Raw genomic sequence first — 18,811 nt, forward strand, 5'->3', positions numbered from 1 at the left:
CGCTGGCACCGCGCGGGCCGAGCCGCTAAGGCGCCGCGCATGGAGCGGCTTGACGGCGGCTCGGCGGTGCCGGCCGGGCTGGCCGGCGGAATCGTCGCGCTGGGCAATTTCGACGGTTTTCACCTTGGTCACCAGGCGGTCGTCGGCCGCGCGGTCGAGCGCGCGCGCGCGGAAGGGCGGCCGGCGCTGGTCGCCACCTTCGACCCGCACCCGGTCCGCTATTTTCGCCCCGACACGCCGCCGTTCCGGCTCACCACGCTCGACCAGCGCGCGCGCCTCTTCGTCGCCGCGGGCGCCGACGCGATGGTGGTCTTCCACTTCGACGCGGTGCTTGCCGGGCTCCACGCCGACGCGTTCGTGGCGGAGCGGCTGGTCGGCGCGCTGCGTGTCGGCGGCGTCGTTACCGGCGAGGACTTCACCTTCGGCCACCGCAAGAGCGGCGACATCGCCACGCTGCGCGCCGCGGGTGCGGCGAACGGCTTCTCGGTCGACACCGTCGGGGCGGTGATGCTCGACGGCGAGCCGGTTTCCTCGACGCGCATCCGCGCCGCGCTCGGGGCGGGCGACCCGCGCGGTGCGGCGCGGCTGCTCACCCGGCCGTTCGCGATCGAGGGGGTCGTGCAGCACGGCGACAAGCTCGGCCGCACGATCGGCTATCCCACCGCCAACCTCGACATGGGCAAGTATCTGCGCCCCGCCTACGGCATCTACGCAGTGCGCGGCCGGCTCGCGGACGGGCGCGTGCTCGATGGCGCGGCCAACCTCGGCATCCGGCCGAGCTTCGACCCGCCCAAGGAGCTGCTCGAGCCCTTCTTCTTCGATTTTTCGGGCGATCTTTACGGCCAGGAGCTCGAGGTCGAGCTGATCGACTACATTCGCCCCGAGGCGAAGTTCGACACGCTCGACGCGCTGGTCGCGCAGATGGACGCGGACTGCGCGACAGCGCGGACGTTGCTGGCGCGCTGACGCGGCGCTAAGGCCATGCCCCACATGGCCGACGCATCCGAACCGCCGCGCGACTGGCGCGCCACCGTCTTCCTGCCGAAGACCGACTTTCCGATGAAGGCGGGGCTCGCGCAGAAGGAGCCCGCGATCCTCGACCGCTGGAAGCGGATCGGGCTGTACGAGCGCCTGCGCGAGCAGCGCCAGGGGCGCGAGCGCTGGATCCTTCACGACGGCCCGCCCTACGCCAACGGCGACATCCACATGGGCCATGCGATGAACAAGGTGCTGAAGGACGTGATCGTCCGCAGCCGCTCGCTGATGGGCTATGACGCGCCCTACGTGCCCGGCTGGGACTGCCACGGCCTGCCGATCGAGTGGAAGGTCGAGGAGGCGTATCGCGCCAAGAAGCTCGACAAGGACCAGGTGCCGGTCGCGCAGTTCCGCGCCGAGTGCCGCGCCTATGCCGACAATTGGGTGCAGATCCAGAAGGAGCAGTTCCAGCGGCTCGGCGTGATGGGCGATTGGGACAACCCCTATCTCACCATGCGCTACGAGGCGGAGGCGGTGATCGCGGGCGAACTGCTCAAGTTCGCCGAGAGCGGCCAGCTGTATCGCGGCGCCAAGCCGGTGATGTGGAGCCCGGTGGAGAAGACCGCGCTGGCCGAGGCCGAGGTCGAATATGAGGACGTCGTCTCGACCCAGATCGACGTCGGCTTCGAGGTGATCGACTGTCCCGAGTATCCGGGCCTCGCGGGCACGCTCGCGGTGATCTGGACGACCACGCCCTGGACGATCCCGGTCAACCAGGCGCTCGCCTATGGCTCGGCGATCGATTATCTCCAGTTCGAGCACGAGGGGCGGCGCTATCTCGTCGCCGAGCCGCTGATGCCCGCTTTCACCAAGCGCACCGGCATCCCGATGGGCAAGATCGTCGCGCTCATCAAGGGTCCGGTGCTGGAGGGCGCGACCGCGCGTCACCCGATGCATCACCTCGGCGGCTTCTTCGCGACGCCGCGGCCGTTCCTCGAGGGCGACTTCGTCACCACCGAAGCGGGCACCGGGCTGGTCCATATGGCGCCCGATCACGGCGAGGACGACTTCCTGCTGTGCAAGGCCAACGGGATCGAGCCGGTGTTCGCGGTCGACGCCGCCGGCTTCTACCGTGCCGACTGGGCCTGGCTGGGCGGGCAGGGCAGCGTGATCAACAAGAAGTTCGTCGCGAGCGAGGGACCGATCTGCGCCGACCTGCGCGCCGCGGGTGCGCTGCTCGGCGCGAGCGACGATTTCCAGCACAGCTATCCGCACTCGTGGCGCTCGAAGGCGAAGGTGATCTTCCGCGCGACCCCGCAGTGGTTCATCCCGATGGACGTGGCGAACGGCGCGGCGGCGGGTGACTCCGCCGTTGCCGGGGCGGGTGCGGCGGACGAAGCGGAGCGCGGCAACGGCGCCACGCTGCGCCAGCTCGCGCTCGACGCGATCGCGCGCACCCAGTGGGTGCCGCCGCGCGCGGAGAACCGCATCCGCTCGATGGTGGAGGGCCGCCCCGACTGGGTGATCAGCCGCCAGCGCGCCTGGGGCGTGCCGATCGCACTCTACGTGCACCGCGCCACCGGGCAGTATCTCAACGACCCCGCGGTCAATGCGCGGATCGTCGCCGCTTTCCGCGACGGCGGCGCCGACGCCTGGTTCACCGCCGACCATCAGCTGCTGCTCGGCGACGCGCACGACCTCGCCGACTATGAGCCGGTCAACGACATCCTCGACGTGTGGTTCGACTCGGGCTCGACCCACGCCTTCGTCGTCGAGGCGCGGTACGGGGATGGCGCGCGCGCCAACCTTTACGTCGAGGGCTCGGACCAGCATCGCGGCTGGTTCCAGTCGTCGCTGCTGGAGAGCTGCGGCACGCGCGGGCGCGCGCCCTATGACGCGGTGCTCACCCACGGCTTCGCGCTCGACGGCCAGGGCCGCAAGATGTCGAAGAGCCTCGGCAACGTCGTCGATCCGCTGAAGGTGATCGGCGAATCGGGCGCGGACATCCTGCGGCTCTGGGCGGTCTCGACCGACTATTTCGACGACATCCGCATCGGCAAGGAGGTGCTCGCCACCGCCTCGGACTCGTATCGGAAGCTCCGCAACACCTTCCGTTACCTGCTCGGCGCGCTCGACGGCTTCGCCGAGGAGGAGCGCGTCCCCGTCGCCGAGATGCCCGAGCTGGAGCGCTACGTGCTCCACCTGCTCCACGCGCTCGACATGGAGTTGAAGGAGGCGGCGCGCGGCTTCGAGTTCAACCGCTACGTCCGCCTGCTCGCCGACTTCGCCAACGAGGACCTGTCGGCCTTCTTCTTCGACGTGCGGAAGGATTCGCTCTATTGCGACGCCGTCGGCGACGTGAAGCGCCGCGCCTATCGTACCGTGCTCGACGTGCTGTTCCATGCGCTGGTGCGCTACGCCGCGCCGGTGCTGGTCTTTACCGCCGAGGAGGTGTGGCAGGCCCGCTTCCCCGACACGGCGAGCTCGGTGCATTTCCTCGAGTGGCCGATCCTGCCCGACCCCGCCGCCGAGGACCTCTCGGCGCGCTGGCAAGCGGTGCGCGCGCTGCGCGTCCGCGTGACGGAGGCGATCGAACCGCTGCGGCGCGAGAAGACGGTGCGCTCCAGCCTGGAGGCGGAAGTGATCGTGCCCGACCTGCCGCTCGACGCCGCGCAGCTCGCCGAGGCATTCATCGTGGCGAAGGTGACGCCGGGCCATGGCGTCGACGTGACCCGGACCGACTATCGCAAATGCGGCCGCTGCTGGCGGCACCTCCCCGAGGTGACGGTCGACGATTCGCTCTGCGACCGTTGCGCCAGCGTCGTGGGGGATAAGGCGTGAGCCGATCGCTGCCGCGTCTCGGGCTCGCCATCGCGCTGGTCGTCTTCATCGTCGACCAGCTCGTGAAATGGGTCGTCACCGGCCCGCTCGCGATCGACTTCCTCGGCGCCTATCGCGAGATCCTGCCGATCTTCGACCTGCGCTTCACCAAGAACGAGGGCGTCTCGCTCGGTATGCTGCGCGCCGAGACCGACACGATGCGCTGGCTGCTCGTTGCCTTCACCGGCGCGATCGCGGTGGCGGTGGCGGTGTGGCTGTTCCGCGAGGAGAAGACCGGCGAGCAGGCCGCGCTCGGCCTGGTGCTGGGCGGTGCGCTCGGCAACATCCTCGATCGCGTTCGGCTGGGCTATGTGGTCGACTTCGCCGACCTCCATTTCGGTGAGTGGCGGCCCTTCCTGGTCTTCAACGTCGCCGACGCCGCGATTACGATCGGCGTGCTGATTCTGCTGGTGCGCGCGCTCCTGATCCGCGAGAAGCGCCCCGATCCTTCGGAGAATGTCCATGCGTAAGTCTGTCGTCGCGGTGTCCGGTATGGCGATGCTCGCCTTGCTCGCCGGCTGCGGCAAGCGCGGCTACGACCGCGCCCGCCCCGACGAGTTCGCGGTGGCGCGCCAGGCGCCGCTGATCATCCCGCCCGATTTCGCGCTGGTCCCGCCGCAGCCGGGCGCCGCGCGCACCCAGGGCAACAATCCGCAGGCGCAGGCGCTCGACGCGCTGTTCGGCGGCCCGGCGCAGCGCAGCGCGGCCGAGGCGGGCGTGGTCGACCAGGCCGGCGGCACCGGCGCGGCGCCCGCTGGGATCCGTTCGGAGGCGGGCGATCCCAAGACCAACGTCGTCGACAAGGGCCAGACCACGCGCGACATCATCGCCGCGCCGCAGGGAGACGGTCAGGACGCGCGGGCGAGCGCGGGGGCTGCCGCGAGCGCGCCGGCGGCGGCTCAGCCGACAGCAGCGCCTGCCGCGCCGGCGCCCGCGACGCCGACGCCGCAGCAGTAAAAGGCGGGGGGCGATCTCGCGTTAGGGTCAGCCCGCGTCTCGTTCGAGCTGGCAGTCCGATTGCCAGATCAGTGACCCGCGTTCGATCCTCCCCTGCAAGGGGAGGATAGTGTCAGCCTCCATGTCCTGACAGAGACGAGTGGCTAACCCGCCACCACCCCGCGCCATGCCGCGAGCCCGCGCTCCAGGTCGGCGATCAGGTCGTCCGGATGCTCCAGCCCGATCTGCAACCGCACCAGCGGCCCCTCGAACGCGCAGACGGTCGCGCTGCGATGGCGCTGCGGGTCGATCGGCACGGCGAGGCTCTCGAACCCGCCCCAGCTGTAGCCGATGCCGAAATGGTCGAGCGAGTCGATCAGCGCCGCGCGCGCCGCATCGCTGCCGCCGGCCAGCACGAACGAGAACAGCCCCGAGGCGCCGGCGAAGTCACGCTTCCACAGCTCATGCCCCGGACAGGACGGCAAGGCCGGATGGAGCACCCGCGTCACCTCCGGCCGCGCTTCCAGCCAGCGCGCCACCGCCAGCGCGCTGCGCTCGTGCTGCGCCAGCCGCACCGCCATCGTGCGCAACCCGCGGCTGCCAAGGAAGGCGTCGTCGGCGCTGATCACCTGGCCGAGCTGGAAACTGGTGTCACGCAGCGGGGCGAACCGCCCCGGCGCCGCGGTGACCGAGCCCATCATCACGTCGGAATGGCCACCGACATATTTGGTGCAGGCGAGCACCGAGTAATCGACGCCCAGCGCGATGACCGGGAAGAGCAGCGGCGTCGCCCAGGTGTTGTCGATCACCGTCGCCACGCCGCGCGCCTTGGCGGCGGCGACGATCGCCGGCACGTCCTGCACCTCGAAGGTGAGGCTGCCCGGGCTCTCCATGAAGATCACGCGGGTGCGGTCGCCGATCAGCTCGGCGATACCCGCGCCGATCAGCGGATCGTAATAGCGCGTCGTGATCCCCATCCGCGCGAGCAGCTTGTCGGCGAGCGAGCGGGTCGGGTCATAGGCGCTGTCGACCAGCAGCAGCTCGTCGCCGGGCGACAGCAGCGTCAGCAGGCAGGCCGCGATCGCCGCGACGCCCGAGGGATAGAGGAAGGTCGCCTCGGCACCGGGCTCCAGCTCGGTGAGCGCGTCGGCGAGGCTCCACTGCGTCGGTGTGCCGCGGCGGCCGTAGAACAGGCGGTGGTGCGTGTCGCGCGCGCCGGTCGCGCGCAGGTGCGCGACGTCGTCGTAGAGGATCGTCGAGGCGCGCCACACCGGCGTGTTGACGACTCCGCCGGTCCACTCGTCGCGGCGCCCGGCCTGGACGACCCGGGTAGCGGGCTTGATCGGTCGGTCGCTCATGGCGCCCCCGTCGTCTTGGGGGTGCTCGGGTCCGCGCCCCACTCGGTCCAGCTGCCGTCATAGACCGCGGCGTCGCGCCCGAGCAGGTGCGCGCCGAAGGCGAGCACGCTCGCGGTGATGCCCGAGCCGCAGGTCATCACCATCGGCCGGTCGAGGTCGACGCCCGCGTCGCGGAAGGCGGCGGCGAGCGCCGCACCGCGCTTCCACCGGCCGTCTTCCTCGAACAGCCGCTTGTAGGGCAGGTTGCGCGCGCCGGGCATATGGCCGGGGGCGACGCCGGCGCGCGGATCGGGCTCCGCGCCGGTGAACCGCGCGGCCGAGCGCGCGTCGACGATCTGCTCGCTCGCATCGCGCTGGATCGCGCGCATCGCGGCGAGATCGCGCAGCCCCGTCGTGCCAGCACCGGCGTCGACCGCGCGCGGCGACACCGCGCCGTCGCCCTGTTCAAGCGGGAGACCCGCCTGCTTCCACCCCGCCAGCCCACCGTCGAGCAGCGCGACCCGCTCGAAGCCGAAGGCGCGCAGCATCACCCAGGCGCGCGCCGCGGTATGATGCGGCGCGTCGTCGTAGAGCACGATCCGGCTCGCGCGATCGATACCGAGCCGCGCCGCGCCCTCTGCGAACTGCGGCCCGCCCGGCATGGTCGAGGGCAGGTCGCTCGCCGCGTCCGAGAAGCTGGCGAGGTCCATGTAGAGCGCGCCCGGCACATGGCCGGCGCGATACTCGGCGGCATGGTCGCGCGGCGGCTCGCCCGGCAGCAACGCGTCGTAGCTGGCGTCGAGCACGCGCAGGTCGGGCGCGCCGAGCTGGTCGGCGAGCCAGGTGGCGGAGACGAGTGGGTCCATGTCCTTCTCATAGCCGCGCGCGCCGGGGCGGCAACAGGTCGCAATCACGGGCCGGCGCGCCTATGTGCGCGCGCATGACCCCGATGCATCTTGGCCAGAACAGCCCGCTCCCCGCCTCGCCGCAGGAGGCGGTGCTCGACTATGTCCCCAACCCGCGCCCCGGCCAGACCTATCTGGTGCGCTTCACCCAGCCCGAGTTCACCTCGCTCTGCCCGGTGACGGGACAGCCCGACTTCGCTCACCTCGTGCTCGACTATGTGCCCGGCGAGACGATCGTCGAGTCCAAGTCGCTCAAGCTGTTCCTTGGCTCGTTCCGCAACCACGCCGCGTTCCACGAGGATTGCACCGTCGGGATCGGCCAGCGGCTTTACGAGGAGATGCGCCCGCGCTGGCTGCGCATCGGTGGCTATTGGTACCCGCGCGGCGGCATGCCGATCGATGTCTTCTGGCAGTCGGCCGCCCCGCCGGCGGATCTGTGGCTGCCCGACCAGGGGGTTGCGCCCTATCGAGGCCGCGGTTGATCGCAATCGACCAATGTAGGTATCCCGCGGTGCAGCAAATCTGCAACCAATCACGTTATCGCTGGTTCATGTAGGAGGCACGGCGCTACGTGGTGTCCGTGCTGCACCAGCGAAGGTATGAGGATGAACCAGTCGGCCGTTCTGCAGGACGTCAACCACATCGCGCTGATAGGTAATTTCCTGCCGCGACAGTGCGGCATCGCGACGTTCACGACCGACACCTACCAGGCCTTGCGCGCACGCTTCCCTGACATCCAGGTGGATGTCTACGCGATGGACGATCATCCGGGGCGGTACGCCTACCCCGAGGCGGTCACCGCGGCGATCCCGCAGCACGACCTCTCCGCCTATGTTGCGACCGCGCGGCGGATCGAGGAGAGCGGTGCCCAGGTGCTGTGGCTTCAGCACGAGTACGGCATCTTTGGCGGCGAGGCGGGGAGTCATATCTTCGCGCTGCTCGACCGCCTCACGATGCCGTTGATCGTGACGCTTCACACGGTGCTGGAGAAGCCGAGCACTTCCGAGCGCACGGTCCTCGAAGGGTTGCTGCGTCGCGCCTCCAAGGTGATCGTGATGGCAGAGCGCGGCCGCGAGATCCTGGAGCGCGTGTACGGCGCCAGCCCCAAGTCAATCGTGACGATCCCGCACGGCGTCCCCGACCGGTCGTTTGCCGAGCCCGACGCCTTCAAGGCGCGCTTCGGCTGGGACGGCAAGCGCGTGATCCTCACCTTCGGCCTGTTGGCGCCGGGCAAGGGTATCGAGACGATCGTCGAGGCGATGCCCGCGGTGGTCGAGAAGAACCCGGACGCGATGTACATAGTGCTCGGGGCGACCCATCCCAACCTAGTCGCGCACGAGGGCGAGAAGTATCGCGACTCGCTGAAGGCGCGCGCGGCCGAGCTCGGCGTCGGCGACAATGTCGCCTTCATCGACGCCTTCGTCGATCACGACGATTTGATCGACTATCTTCAGGCGGCGGACATCTACGCCACGCCCTATCTCAACCCGGCCCAGATCACGAGCGGCACGCTCAGCTACGCCGTCGGCGTCGGCAAGGCGGTGATCTCGACACCCTATGTCCACGCCACCGAGATTTTGGCGGACGGGCACGGGGTGCTGGTCGACTTTCGCGACTCTGCCGCCTTCGCGCGTGAGATCAACAATCTTCTGGGCAGCGCCCGCAACCTCGGACGTCTGTCCTCGCGTGCCTATGCGCGTGGCCGAACGATGATCTGGCCTCGTGTAGTGGAGCAAGCAATGGACGAGATCGCGACGAGTATCGCGACGCAGCCGCGGCGCTTACGCGGCGGCGGCGACACCGACACAAAGGTGTTGCCTCCCGCAATCGCCGCCGTCGAGCGGATGAGCGATTCGACTGGCATGTTGCAGCACTCGATCTACTCGGTGCCCGACCGCCGCCACGGTTATTGTATCGACGACAATGCACGCGCGCTGATGCTGATGAGCGCTGTCCCGGAGCTCGACGCAGCGACGCGGGACAAGTGGATGACGATCTACGCCTCGTTCGTGCAATATGCCTGGAACCCCGAGGTACGGCGTTTTCGCAACTTTATGAACTTCGATCGCACATGGTGCGAGGACGTCGGGTCGGAGGATTCGAACGGCCGCACGCTCTGGGCGCTGGGAGTCACCGCGCGTGACGCGCACGAGGCCAAGCACCGCGACTGGGCACGCGCGATGTTCGATTCGACCGCGACGCTCGCGCTCGAGTTGGAGAGTCCGCGCGCGCAGGCGTTCGCGATGCTCGGCGCGGCCGCGATGCTCGAGGCATCGCCGCGGCACGAGTTGGCGACGCAGATCCTGCGCCGCTTCCCCGACGAGCATCTCAAGCTGCTCGATGCGGCGCGGCGTCCCGAGTGGGGCTGGTTCGAGATCGTGCTTGCCTACGACAATGCGCGCCTGCCCGAAGCGATACTGCGTGCTGGCGTCGCGCTCCAGCGCCCCGACCTGATCGCCTGCGGGATCGACACGCTCGAGTGGATCGTCGCCAAGCAGACTGCGCCCGAGGGGCATTTTCGCGCGGTGGGTTCGGAGAGCTTCGGCCGGGTCTATGCCGAGCCGCTGCCGTTCGACCAGCAGCCGCTCGAGGCGCAGGCCACGATCGACGCCTGCGCCGCGGCGTTCGACGCCACCGGTGATGCCCGCTGGTACGACGAGGCGAAGCGCGCCTACGACTGGTATCTCGGCGTCAACGATCTCGACCTGCCGCTGGCGACCCAGCGCGACGGCGGCTGTTTCGACGGGTTGATGCCGACCGGGCTGAACCGCAACCAGGGCGCCGAGTCGATCCTCGCGCTGCAAATGGCCTCGTGCGCAATTTCGGGGCTTTCAATTCGCGCCGGAAAAGTGGCAGGGACGCAGCGCGACGTCGCCTGAGCGGCGTCGCACACGTACCGTCGTTCACTAAGACGAGGCTGGTCCTTGGAGCTGTTCAACCACCGGCTGCGTCTGCATGCCGATCCGTCGCGCGTCGTGGTGCGGCCCTTCCACATCGGCTGGATCGCCAACGCCAATGGCGTCAGCCGGTCGGAGCGGCTGATCGCCGAGGTGCTCGACATGCCACCGCAGGAGGCGCGCGACCAGCTCGACCTCGTGCTCAAGGACTTCGAGGCGCGTCACTGGCAGACCCGTCGCGTGTTCATGACCCGCTACGACGAGATCGCGACCGCGCACGGGCTCGACGGCAGCCGGATCAGCGATGAGAAGCGGCAGCTGATCGGCGCCTATTTCTGCCACGAGTACAGTTATGCCGCGGCCGCGCTGATGAACCCCAGCGCGGTGCCGCACCCCGACCAGAGCGGCATGGAGGACGGCGCGCAGCGCATCCTGATGAGCCTTCGCGCGGTGGGGGAGGGGCATATCTCCTCGGTCGCCTTCCGCGAGGGCATCATCACCTCGGACAATGAGCTCAAGCTCGCGCCCGAGCCGCCCTTTGCCACCGCCACCGACGCGATCGGCACTGACGAGGAAGCGCCGCCGACCGGACCCGTCACGGTGCACCGTCATCGCGACAGCACGCTCTCGGGCACGGTGATTTTTCCGATCACCGACGCGCAGTCGAAGGGGCTGGAGGACCTGCGCCTCGTCCACTTCGAGCATGACGACGGCAGCGTCGAGTGGCTCGGCACGTACACGGCGTACAATGGCGCGACGATCCAGTCCGAGCTGCTGCGTACGCGCGATTTTCGTGCCTTCGATCTCGTGCCGATGACGGGTAGCGCCGCGCGCAACAAGGGCATCGCGCTGTTCCCGCGCAAGGTCGGTGGGCAATATCTCTCGATCGGTCGGCAGGATGGCGAGAACCTCTATCTGCTCAAGACCAACGATCTCACCCACTGGGACGAGGGCGAGCTGATCCTCAAGCCGGTCTTCCCCTGGGAGTTCGTGCAGATCGGCAATTGCGGGCCGCCGATCGAGATCGACGAGGGCTGGCTGCTGCTGACTCACGGCGTCGGGGCGATGCGCAAATATTCGATCGGCGCGGCGCTGCTGGACAAGGACAATCCGGCGCGCGTGATCGGCCGCACGCGCTCGCCGATCCTCGCCGCCGCGGATCAGGATCGGGAGGGCTATGTGCCCAACGTGGTCTACACCTGCGGCGCGATGAAGCATGGCGACAAATTGTTCATGCCGTACGGCATCGCCGACAGCTCGGTCGGCTTCGCCTTCGTCTCGATCAGCGAGCTGCTCGACAAGATGTGATTGCTTCATCCTCCCCTGTCCGGGGAGGATGAAGATATCCTATCCCGCCGCCAGTCGCCGCGTCCGCCGGTACAGCCCCCACGTCACCGCGGCGAACAGCAGGGTCCCGGCGATCAGCGCGGCCTGCTCGTGCCCGCTCACCAGCGCGAGCGGCGAGTCAGTGCCGCTCTCGTAGACGATCCCCGCGAACACCACGTTCCACAGGCTCTCGCCGACAATCATCCCGGTCGCGGTGAGAACGCCAAGCCGCTTCGACGCCTCGGCGTCGGCGGTGCGCTCCGCCCAATTGTCGTAGAAGTGACCGATCAGCGCGCCGATCACCACCGTCAGCGTCGCCGACATCGGCAGGTAGATGCCGAGCCCGACACCGAGCGGCGGCAGCCGCAGCCGGCCCGCGCGCCCCAGCGCCTCGTCGAGCAGCACGAACACGCCGCCCGCCGCCGCGCCCCAGCCGATCATCGTCCAGTTAAGGTCGCCGCCCAGCACCCCCTGCGCCAGCGCGGAGATCAGCGCCGCCTGCGGCGCCGCCAGCGCGTTCGGCCCCGCGCCCGGCATGCCCGCGAAGCCGAACGAGGTGTAGAGCAGCTGCATCACCGGCGGCACCACCAGGGAGCCAAAGCAAACCCCGATCACGAGCGCCACCTGCTGCTTCCACGGCGTCGCGCCGACCAGCTGTCCGGTCTTGAGGTCCTGCAGGTTGTCGTTCGAGATGGTGGCGATGCCGAAGACGATGCCGGTGACGATCAGCGCATAGGCGACCAGCGCCGCGACCTCGTCTGGGGCGCCGCCGCGCCCAAACCACCCCGCCAGCATCGCCGCCGCGGCGAGCACCGACAGGATGCCGATGCCGGAGACCGGCGAATTGGACGCGCCGATCAGCCCCGCCATATAGCCGCACACCGCCGCGATCACGAGGCCGACCACCAGCACGAAGAGCAGGCTGCCGATGATCAGCAGCCACTCGCTGCCCGCCAGCGGCCCGCCGCTGATCACCGAGTGGAGCAGCAGCGCGATCGGCACCAAGGTGGCCAGCGTGCCCGCGGCGACGACCCAGAAGGGCAGGTCCTGCTCCTCCACCGCCATGTCCGCGCCGCGTGACGCGCCGAGCGAGGCACGCAGCCCCGCTGCCACGGGCGCGGCGATGCGGATCAGCGTCCAGATCGCGGCGACGCCGATCACGCCCGCGCCGAAGAAGCGCACGTCGGTGCGGAACACGCCATTGGCCCAGGCGGCGACGTCACCCGCCTGCGGTGCCATCGCGGTGAGGATCGGCAGCACCACCCACCAGCCGACCGCGACACCGAGCAGGATCGCCATGCCGGCGGACAGCCCGATCAGATGCCCCGCGCCGAGCAGCGCGAAGGAGAGCCCGCCGGTGATCCCGGTCGCGCCCGCGCCGACGCGGAAGAAGGTCGCCGCCTCGGCCGCGATCAGCCGCGTCTGGGTGAGGATCGCGAAGGCGGCGGAGGCGAGTGTGCTGCCGAGGATGGCGGTGAGCCCGCGCGCACTCTCGCTGCTGCCGCTGCGGCTCTCCTCGCCGACTTTGAGCACCTCGGCGGCGGCGCGTCCCTCGGGGTAGGGAAGCGGCGTGTCGACCACGAGCGCGCGGCGCAGCGGCACCGAGAACATCACGCCGAGGATCCCGCCCGTGGCGGTGATCGCGGCGGTGGTGAGGAAGGGGAAGCCCTGCCAATAGCCGATCATCACCAGCCCGGGCAGCACGAAGATGATCGCCGCCAGCGTACCGGCGGCGGAGGCGACGGTCTGGACGATGTTGTTCTCGAGGATCGAGGCACCGCGGAAGGCGCGCAGCACCGCCATCGAGATCACCGCGGCGGGGATCGAGGTGGCGAAGGTCAGCCCGATCTTGAGGCCCAGGTACACGTTGGCGGCAGTAAATAGCAGCGTGATGACGCCGCCGAGCAGGATGCCGCGGAGGGTGAGTTCGGTCGTCGGCGGGGCGACAAGGCCGAGTTCAGCGGAGGATTGGTTCATCCCGTTATCGTGGCACAGCGTGGCGGATGATGACAGAGGCGGTAAGTTCGCTCGCCAGCACGGCGACGGCGTAATGTGCAAGAAGCACCGCCCCGGGAGGGAGCGGCCCTGCGCCGCTCCCTCCGCTCGCATGCCGGTTCGACCGGCTGCATCCCATCCATCCTGCCCGCGCGCTTATTGTTGTCGAAGAACTGCGGTGATTCGGACCGTAGCCGCGACGCGGCCCAAAAAAAAGGCCGGGCAGAGCCCGGCCGAAAAGTTTTTAGGAGAGGATGCCTGAAAGGCACGGCTTTTGTGCGCCGCACCACGCAATGGCGCAAGTGCAATATTTCCAATCCGGATTGCATTAACTGCAATCGGGCCGCGCATCCGCCTATCTCGACAGCTCTGCATCGACCGCTTAGCAGGCGGCGACGAACAGGAGGCACGACGGATGGCGCAGGCGCTGCGAGTGGCATTGGCGGGGCTGGGGACGGTCGGCGGCGGGGTGATCCGCGTACTCGACGTCAACCGCGAGCTGATCGCGCGCCGCGCCGGCCGGCCGATTGAGGTGGTCGCAGTCTCGGCGCGCGACCGTAGCAAGGATCGCGGCGTCGATCTGTCGCGCTTCGCCTGGGTCGACGACACCGCCGCGCTCGCCGATGCCGACGCCGACGTCGTCGTCGAGCTGATCGGCGGCGCCGACGGTCCCGCGCTGACGCTCGCGCGCCATGCGCTCGCGGCGGGCCGCCACGTCGTCACCGCCAACAAGGCGATGCTCGCCCACCACGGGCTCGAGCTCGCCGGTGCGGCCGAGGCGAGCGGCGCCGCGCTCAAGTTCGAGGCCGCGGTCGCGGGCGGCATCCCTGTGATCAAAGGGTTGCGCGAGGGCGCCGCCGCCAATGCGATCGCGCGCGTCTACGGCATCCTCAACGGCACGTGCAATTTCATCCTCTCCAAGATGGAGGCCGAGGGGCGCGACTTCGCCGACGTGCTCGCCGAAGCGCAGGCGCTCGGCTATGCCGAGGCCGACCCGTCGTTCGACATCGACGGCGTCGACGCCGCGCACAAGCTCTCGATCCTCGCCAGCCTCGCCTTCGGCACCGCCCCTGCCTTCGCGCAGGTCGCCGCGAGCGGGATCCGCCACCTGCTCGCCGCCGACATCGCCGAGGCCGCGGCGCTGGGCTATCGCGTCCGCCTCGTCGGCGTCGCCGAGGCGGACGGCGCAGGGCTGTTTCAGCGCGTCCACGCGCATCTGGTACGCTTCGATCACCCGCTTGCGCACGTCACCGGCGCCACCAACGCCGTGGTCGCCGAGGGCAATTTCGTCGGCCGGTTGCTGTTCCAGGGCGCCGGCGCGGGTGAGGGGCCGACCGCGAGCGCGGTGGTCGCCGATCTGATCGACATCGCGCGCGGCGAGTTCGGCCCTCCTTTCGCCATGCCTGCCGCGGCGCTGACCGATGCGGCAGCCGCGCCCAGCGGCGAGCGCCGCGGCCGCGCTTACCTCCGCTTCGCGGTGGCGGACCGCGTCGGCGTGCTCGCCGAGATCGCCGCGGCGATGCGCGACGCGGGCGTGTCGATCGAGAGCCTGATCCAGCGCGGCGCGCTCGCCGACGGCAGCGTGCTGGTCGCGATCGTCACCCACGAGGGGCCGGAGCGCTGCGTCGCCGCCGCGCTCGAGCGGCTGCGCGGCTCGCAGAGCCTGCATGGCGAGCCGATGTGGATGCACTTGCTCGACTGAGCGAGGCGACGCGCCGACTAGCGAGTGGTCGATCTTCTTTGCACCGCCGTGCTCCTGCGCGCGCAGGAGCCCAGAGCCGCGTACGTCACCCTTGTGGCTCTGGGCTCCGGCGTGCGCCGGAGAACGCCCGGAGGAGGAACGCTAGGGCCGCACGCGGCCGGTCATGACGGGTTCGTCGAGATCGATCGCGACGGCCTCGCGCTTCGGCGGCTTGCCACGGAAGGCGCCGGCGACGTCACGCACCAGCCGACCCGGGTCGGTCGCCTCGCCCGCTTCCTCGCAGCAGCTGCGGGGCGCGACCAGCTTCTGCACGCCGCGGACCAGCGCGGTGCCGAGCCCGAGCAGGTTGACGCCGGTGGTACAGCCTCTTTGCACTGCAGCGCAGGGGGTAGCCTCTGAACGCAGCGCGCCGGAACCCGTGAGGTCAGGGTTGACCGCGATCGGCCCGATCGGCGCGGCCTCCGCGGGAAGCGGCAGCGACTGGTCGCCCGGCGCGTCCGCACACACCACCACCTCGCCATCGGCGCGCGCGCGCGGACAGCGCTGATCGGCGACCGGCACCAGGATCGAGATGCGCTCGGGTGGCGGCGCAGCAATCGCCGTGCCTTGAAGCGCGAGAAGCAGCGGTAGCATCGTGGCCGAGCCTGAGCGCGACCGTCGCCGCGGTCAAGCCGATGCGATCAGCCTTACATCGCGCAGCGAACCCTGTCGGAGGAGACGTCGAAGCGCGCCCGCATTCCGGGCGAATGGCCGGACGTGGCCACCTTCCACATGCCCGGCCCGCACGCAGTGCCCGCGGGCGCGGCGTCGCGGTGCCGGGCGCCGCTGCGCTCATAAGCCGACACACTCGCCTGCGCCTGCGCCGCCGCGCGCGCGATCGTGGCGTCGCTCGCGCGCTGCTGATGCGAGCCGCAGGCGGTGCCGAGCAGCGGCGCGGCGATCAGGCTGGCGTAGCGCGCGCCGACACGCGTACGGCGCGACGCGATCACGGGTTCAGCGCGATGTCGTCGCGGTCGTCGAGCTCGTCGTCGTCGACGCTGCCATCGTCGAACTCGTCCTGCACCTCGTCCTCATCGACGTCGGCCTCATCGGGCCCGGCATCACTATCCTGCTCGGCGACCTCGCCGTCGACCATCTCGAGCTCGTCCTCGTTCTCGCTCTCGTCGTCCTCGCCGGTGTCGGGATCGAGGTCGGTGATGATCGTGCCGTCGCTCGGGCCGTCGCGCGTGGCCTCGAGGATCTCGGCGCGCTGGCTCTCGTCGTAGCCGTCCTCGTCATAGCCGTCGTCGCCGGGACCCTGACCGTGGATATGCTGCCCGCCCATGCCGATCTCCTCATGATGATGACGGAACGAACGGCAGGCGAGGGTGCCGGGTTCCGTCAGCGTGCGGCGAACAAGCGTCCGCGCTCGGTCACCAGCACGATCGCCAGCGCGGCGACACCGGCGCACAGGAAGCCGGCGTTGAGCGGCACCGTGGTGCCGTCGAAATGCTGGCCGATCATCGCCCCGATGCCGGCGCCGACGGTCACGCTGGTGAAGCCCTGCACGCTCGACGCGGTGCCCGCGATATGGCCCATCTTCTCCATCGCCATCGCCGAGAAGTTCGAGCTGGAGAGGCCGAAACAGCCCATCGCCACCGCCTGCAACACCGCGAAGCCGACGAGCGTCTCGTGCCCGCTCAGCGCCAGCAGCAGGTGCAGCCCGGCGACGAGGATCAGCGTCACCACCGCGGCATGGCCGAGCCGGCGCGTGCCGACACGCATCACCAGCCGCGCGTTGGCGAGATTGGCCACCGCCATCGTCCCCGCGGTGGTGGCGAAGATCAGCAGCAGCAGCCGCGGCCGCCCGAACACGTCCGCCATCACCTGCTGGATCGAGTTGATATAGCCGTAGAGCGCACCCATCAGCGCGGTCGCGGCGAGCGTGTAGCCGAGCGACCAGCGGTCACTGAGCGTCAGCTTCCAGCCCGAAGCGAGCCGCGCCAGCGAGAAAGGATAACGGTCCTCGGCGTGGAGCGTCTCGGGCATGCGGAGCGCAAACCAGGCGAGCACCAGCAGGGTTGCGCCGCCGACCGCCCAGAAGATGTCGCGCCAGCCGCCGAACAGCAGCACGATCGTGCCGAAGCCGGGCGCCAGCACGGGGACGATCATGAAGACGATGAAGGTCATCGACATGACCCGCGCCATCGCGCGCCCCTCGAAACAGTCGCGCACGATCGCTACCGTCGTCACCCGCGCCGCCGCGATCGCCAGCCCGGCGACCACGCGCGCGGCGAGCAGCAGCGCGAAGCTGCCCGCCAGCGCGCAGAGCGCGTTCGCCACGGCATAGACCGCCAGCGCGGCGAGCAGCGAGCGGCGCCGCCCGAACCGGTCCGCCAGCGGGCCGTGGAGCAGCTGCCCGGCGCCGAACGCGATCAGGAAGGCGCCGATGACATATTGCCGCTCGTTCGCCCCCGGCGCGCCGAGCGCCGCACCGATCGTCGGCAGTGCGGGCAGCATCGAGTCGATCCCCAGCGCGGTGAGCGCCATCAGCGCCGCGATCAGCGCAACGAACTCGGGCAACGCAAGCGGCGGCGCGGCGGCAGCCGAGGTTGGGGGCGAGACGGGGGGCGTCGACATGCCGCGCGGCTTAGGTGGCGGTCGCCGCGCTGTCACCTCGCCGCGCGCGGGTAGCAACCCGGATCGCGAAGGTTTATTGGCCCGTCATCAACCGATTGGACCGACGTCATGCTCGATACCCCCGCCGCCGCGGTGCCCACGCTCAGCCTCGCCGACCAGGACCGCGATCCCGACGGCTTTGCCGCCGCGCTGGGCGGCTCGTTCGAGCGGTTCGGCTTCGCGATCGTCGCCGATCACGGCGTGGCGCAGGATCTGATCGAGCGCGCCTGGGCCGAGACCGCGGCGCTGTTCGCGCTGCCCGAGGAGGAGAAGCGCGGCTACCATGTTCCCGGCGCGGGCGGGGCGCGCGGCTACACGCCGTTCAAGACCGAGATCGCCAAGGACGCGAAGCACGTCGACCTCAAGGAGTTCTGGCACGTCGGGCGCGAGCTGCCGGCTGGGCATCGCTACGCCGCGGACATGCCCGCCAACGTCTGGCCGGCGCGGCCCGAGGGGTTCAAGGACACGTTCCTCGCGCTGTTCGAGGCGTTCGACCGGGCCGGTGACCGGCTGCTGTCGGCGATCGCGCGTCATCTCGGGCTTGCAGCGAACTGGTTCGATCCGGCGGTGCGCGACGGGAACTCGGTACTGCGCCTGCTTCATTATCCGCCGATCCCGGCCGACGCCGAGGGCGTGCGCGCCGGCGCGCATGAGGACATCAACCTGATCACTTTGCTGCTCGGCGCCGAGGAGGCCGGGCTGGAGCTGCTCGAGCGCGACAGCGGTCGCTGGCTCGCGATCAAGCCGCCGGCGGGGGCGATGGTGGTCAATGTCGGCGACATGCTGCAGCGGCTGACCAATCACGTGCTGCCATCGACCACGCACCGCGTCGTCAATCCGCCGCCCGAGCGCCGCGGCCACTCGCGCTACTCGATGCCCTTTTTCCTGCACCCCGCGCCCGACTTCCTGATCGAGACGCTGCCGCAGACGATCAGCGCGGAGAATCCGAATCGCTATCCGACGCCGATCACCGCGAATGGCTATCTGCACGAGCGGCTGGTCGAGATCGGGCTGATCAAGAAGTAGGATGGGCAGGAGGCGGGCGTCGCGTGGAATGGGCGTCCCCTCCTTCGTCCCGGCGTCATCCTGAACTGGTTTCAGGATTCACGGCGCCCCCTGCTCAGCCGCGGTAAGGTTCGCGGCAAGGTGGATCCTGAAAGAAGTTCAGGATGACGCTGCAATGGACGCCTGTGTGTGTCG

The 18,811-nt window shown here is 69.8% G+C and carries 16 protein-coding genes; 9 read left to right on the forward strand and 7 right to left on the reverse strand.

What is annotated here, in order from left to right:
• The first annotated feature begins 39 nt into the window (after window positions 1-39).
• The 4 genes from QBJ89_RS00295 to QBJ89_RS00310 are packed head-to-tail and all read left to right on the forward strand — an operon-like array spanning window position 40 to window position 4,812.
• Window positions 40-966: a bifunctional riboflavin kinase/FAD synthetase gene (locus QBJ89_RS00295; protein WP_277978551.1), complete on the forward strand. Its 927-nt coding sequence runs from the start codon at window positions 40-42 to the stop codon at window positions 964-966.
• Between the two features lie 24 nt (window positions 967-990).
• Complete coding sequence (ileS, locus tag QBJ89_RS00300) at window positions 991-3,816, forward strand: isoleucine--tRNA ligase (protein WP_277978552.1); 2,826 nt, start codon at window positions 991-993, stop codon at window positions 3,814-3,816.
• The gene (lspA, locus tag QBJ89_RS00305; RefSeq protein ID WP_277978553.1) at window positions 3,813-4,325 is read left to right on the forward strand and encodes a signal peptidase II; all 513 of its coding nucleotides are present in this window, start codon (window positions 3,813-3,815) and stop codon (window positions 4,323-4,325) included. The genes ileS and lspA overlap by 4 nt, the downstream gene beginning before the upstream one ends.
• On the forward strand, window positions 4,318-4,812 hold the full coding sequence (locus QBJ89_RS00310) for a DUF3035 domain-containing protein (protein WP_277978554.1): 495 nt from the start codon (window positions 4,318-4,320) through the stop codon (window positions 4,810-4,812). The genes lspA and QBJ89_RS00310 overlap by 8 nt, the downstream gene beginning before the upstream one ends.
• Window positions 4,813-4,955: 143 nt before the next feature.
• Here the strand turns inward: QBJ89_RS00310 and metC are convergent, their stop codons facing one another.
• On the reverse strand, window positions 4,956-6,149 hold the full coding sequence (gene metC, locus QBJ89_RS00315; RefSeq protein ID WP_277978555.1) for a cystathionine beta-lyase: 1,194 nt from the start codon (window positions 6,147-6,149) through the stop codon (window positions 4,956-4,958).
• On the reverse strand, window positions 6,146-6,994 hold the full coding sequence (gene sseA, locus QBJ89_RS00320; protein ID WP_277978556.1) for a 3-mercaptopyruvate sulfurtransferase: 849 nt from the start codon (window positions 6,992-6,994) through the stop codon (window positions 6,146-6,148). The genes metC and sseA overlap by 4 nt, the downstream gene beginning before the upstream one ends.
• Before the next feature lie 74 nt (window positions 6,995-7,068).
• On the opposite strand from sseA, the gene queF reads away from it, so the two are divergent.
• The 3 genes from queF to QBJ89_RS00335 all read left to right on the forward strand — a co-directional run bounded on the left by queF (window position 7,069) and on the right by QBJ89_RS00335 (window position 11,238).
• Window positions 7,069-7,515 carry a preQ(1) synthase gene (gene queF / locus QBJ89_RS00325; protein ID WP_277978557.1) on the forward strand — a complete coding sequence of 149 codons (447 nt, stop codon included), beginning with the start codon at window positions 7,069-7,071 and terminating at the stop codon, window positions 7,513-7,515.
• Window positions 7,516-7,638: 123 nt separating this feature from the next.
• Complete coding sequence (locus tag QBJ89_RS00330) at window positions 7,639-9,912, forward strand: glycosyltransferase family 4 protein (RefSeq protein WP_277978558.1); 2,274 nt, start codon at window positions 7,639-7,641, stop codon at window positions 9,910-9,912.
• A 45-nt stretch (window positions 9,913-9,957) separates the two neighbouring features.
• Window positions 9,958-11,238: a glycoside hydrolase family 130 protein gene (locus QBJ89_RS00335; RefSeq protein WP_277978559.1), complete on the forward strand. Its 1,281-nt coding sequence runs from the start codon at window positions 9,958-9,960 to the stop codon at window positions 11,236-11,238.
• Window positions 11,239-11,277: 39 nt separating this feature from the next.
• Here QBJ89_RS00335 and QBJ89_RS00340 read toward each other — a convergent pair whose 3' ends face one another.
• Window positions 11,278-13,233 (reverse strand): OPT family oligopeptide transporter, encoded by a 1,956-nt coding sequence (locus tag QBJ89_RS00340; RefSeq protein ID WP_277978560.1) that lies wholly within the window; start codon window positions 13,231-13,233, stop codon window positions 11,278-11,280.
• Window positions 13,234-13,666: 433 nt separating this feature from the next.
• On the opposite strand from QBJ89_RS00340, the gene QBJ89_RS00345 reads away from it, so the two are divergent.
• A complete protein-coding gene (locus tag QBJ89_RS00345; RefSeq protein ID WP_277978561.1) occupies window positions 13,667-14,953 on the forward strand; it encodes a homoserine dehydrogenase in 1,287 nt (428 codons plus the stop codon).
• 141 nt (window positions 14,954-15,094) lie between these two features.
• Here QBJ89_RS00345 and QBJ89_RS00350 read toward each other — a convergent pair whose 3' ends face one another.
• From QBJ89_RS00350 to QBJ89_RS00365, 4 genes are read right to left on the reverse strand one after another with little or no spacing between them, the layout of a single operon-like run.
• On the reverse strand, window positions 15,095-15,586 hold the full coding sequence (locus QBJ89_RS00350; protein ID WP_277978562.1) for a hypothetical protein: 492 nt from the start codon (window positions 15,584-15,586) through the stop codon (window positions 15,095-15,097).
• 53 nt (window positions 15,587-15,639) lie between these two features.
• Window positions 15,640-15,942, reverse strand: coding sequence for a hypothetical protein (locus tag QBJ89_RS00355; protein ID WP_277978563.1), 303 nt, complete (start codon window positions 15,940-15,942; stop codon window positions 15,640-15,642).
• A complete protein-coding gene (locus QBJ89_RS00360; protein ID WP_277978564.1) occupies window positions 15,939-16,277 on the reverse strand; it encodes a DNA primase in 339 nt (112 codons plus the stop codon). The genes QBJ89_RS00355 and QBJ89_RS00360 overlap by 4 nt, the downstream gene beginning before the upstream one ends.
• A gap of 56 nt (window positions 16,278-16,333) precedes the next feature.
• A complete protein-coding gene (locus QBJ89_RS00365; RefSeq protein WP_277978565.1) occupies window positions 16,334-17,572 on the reverse strand; it encodes a multidrug effflux MFS transporter in 1,239 nt (412 codons plus the stop codon).
• A 108-nt stretch (window positions 17,573-17,680) separates the two neighbouring features.
• On the opposite strand from QBJ89_RS00365, the gene QBJ89_RS00370 reads away from it, so the two are divergent.
• A complete protein-coding gene (locus QBJ89_RS00370) occupies window positions 17,681-18,637 on the forward strand; it encodes an isopenicillin N synthase family dioxygenase (protein WP_277978566.1) in 957 nt (318 codons plus the stop codon).
• The last annotated feature ends 174 nt before the right edge of the window (window positions 18,638-18,811 follow it).

This window comes from Sphingomonas phyllosphaerae, assembly GCF_029623345.1.
GTDB classification, from domain to species: Bacteria; Pseudomonadota; Alphaproteobacteria; order Sphingomonadales; family Sphingomonadaceae; genus Sphingomonas; species Sphingomonas phyllosphaerae_C.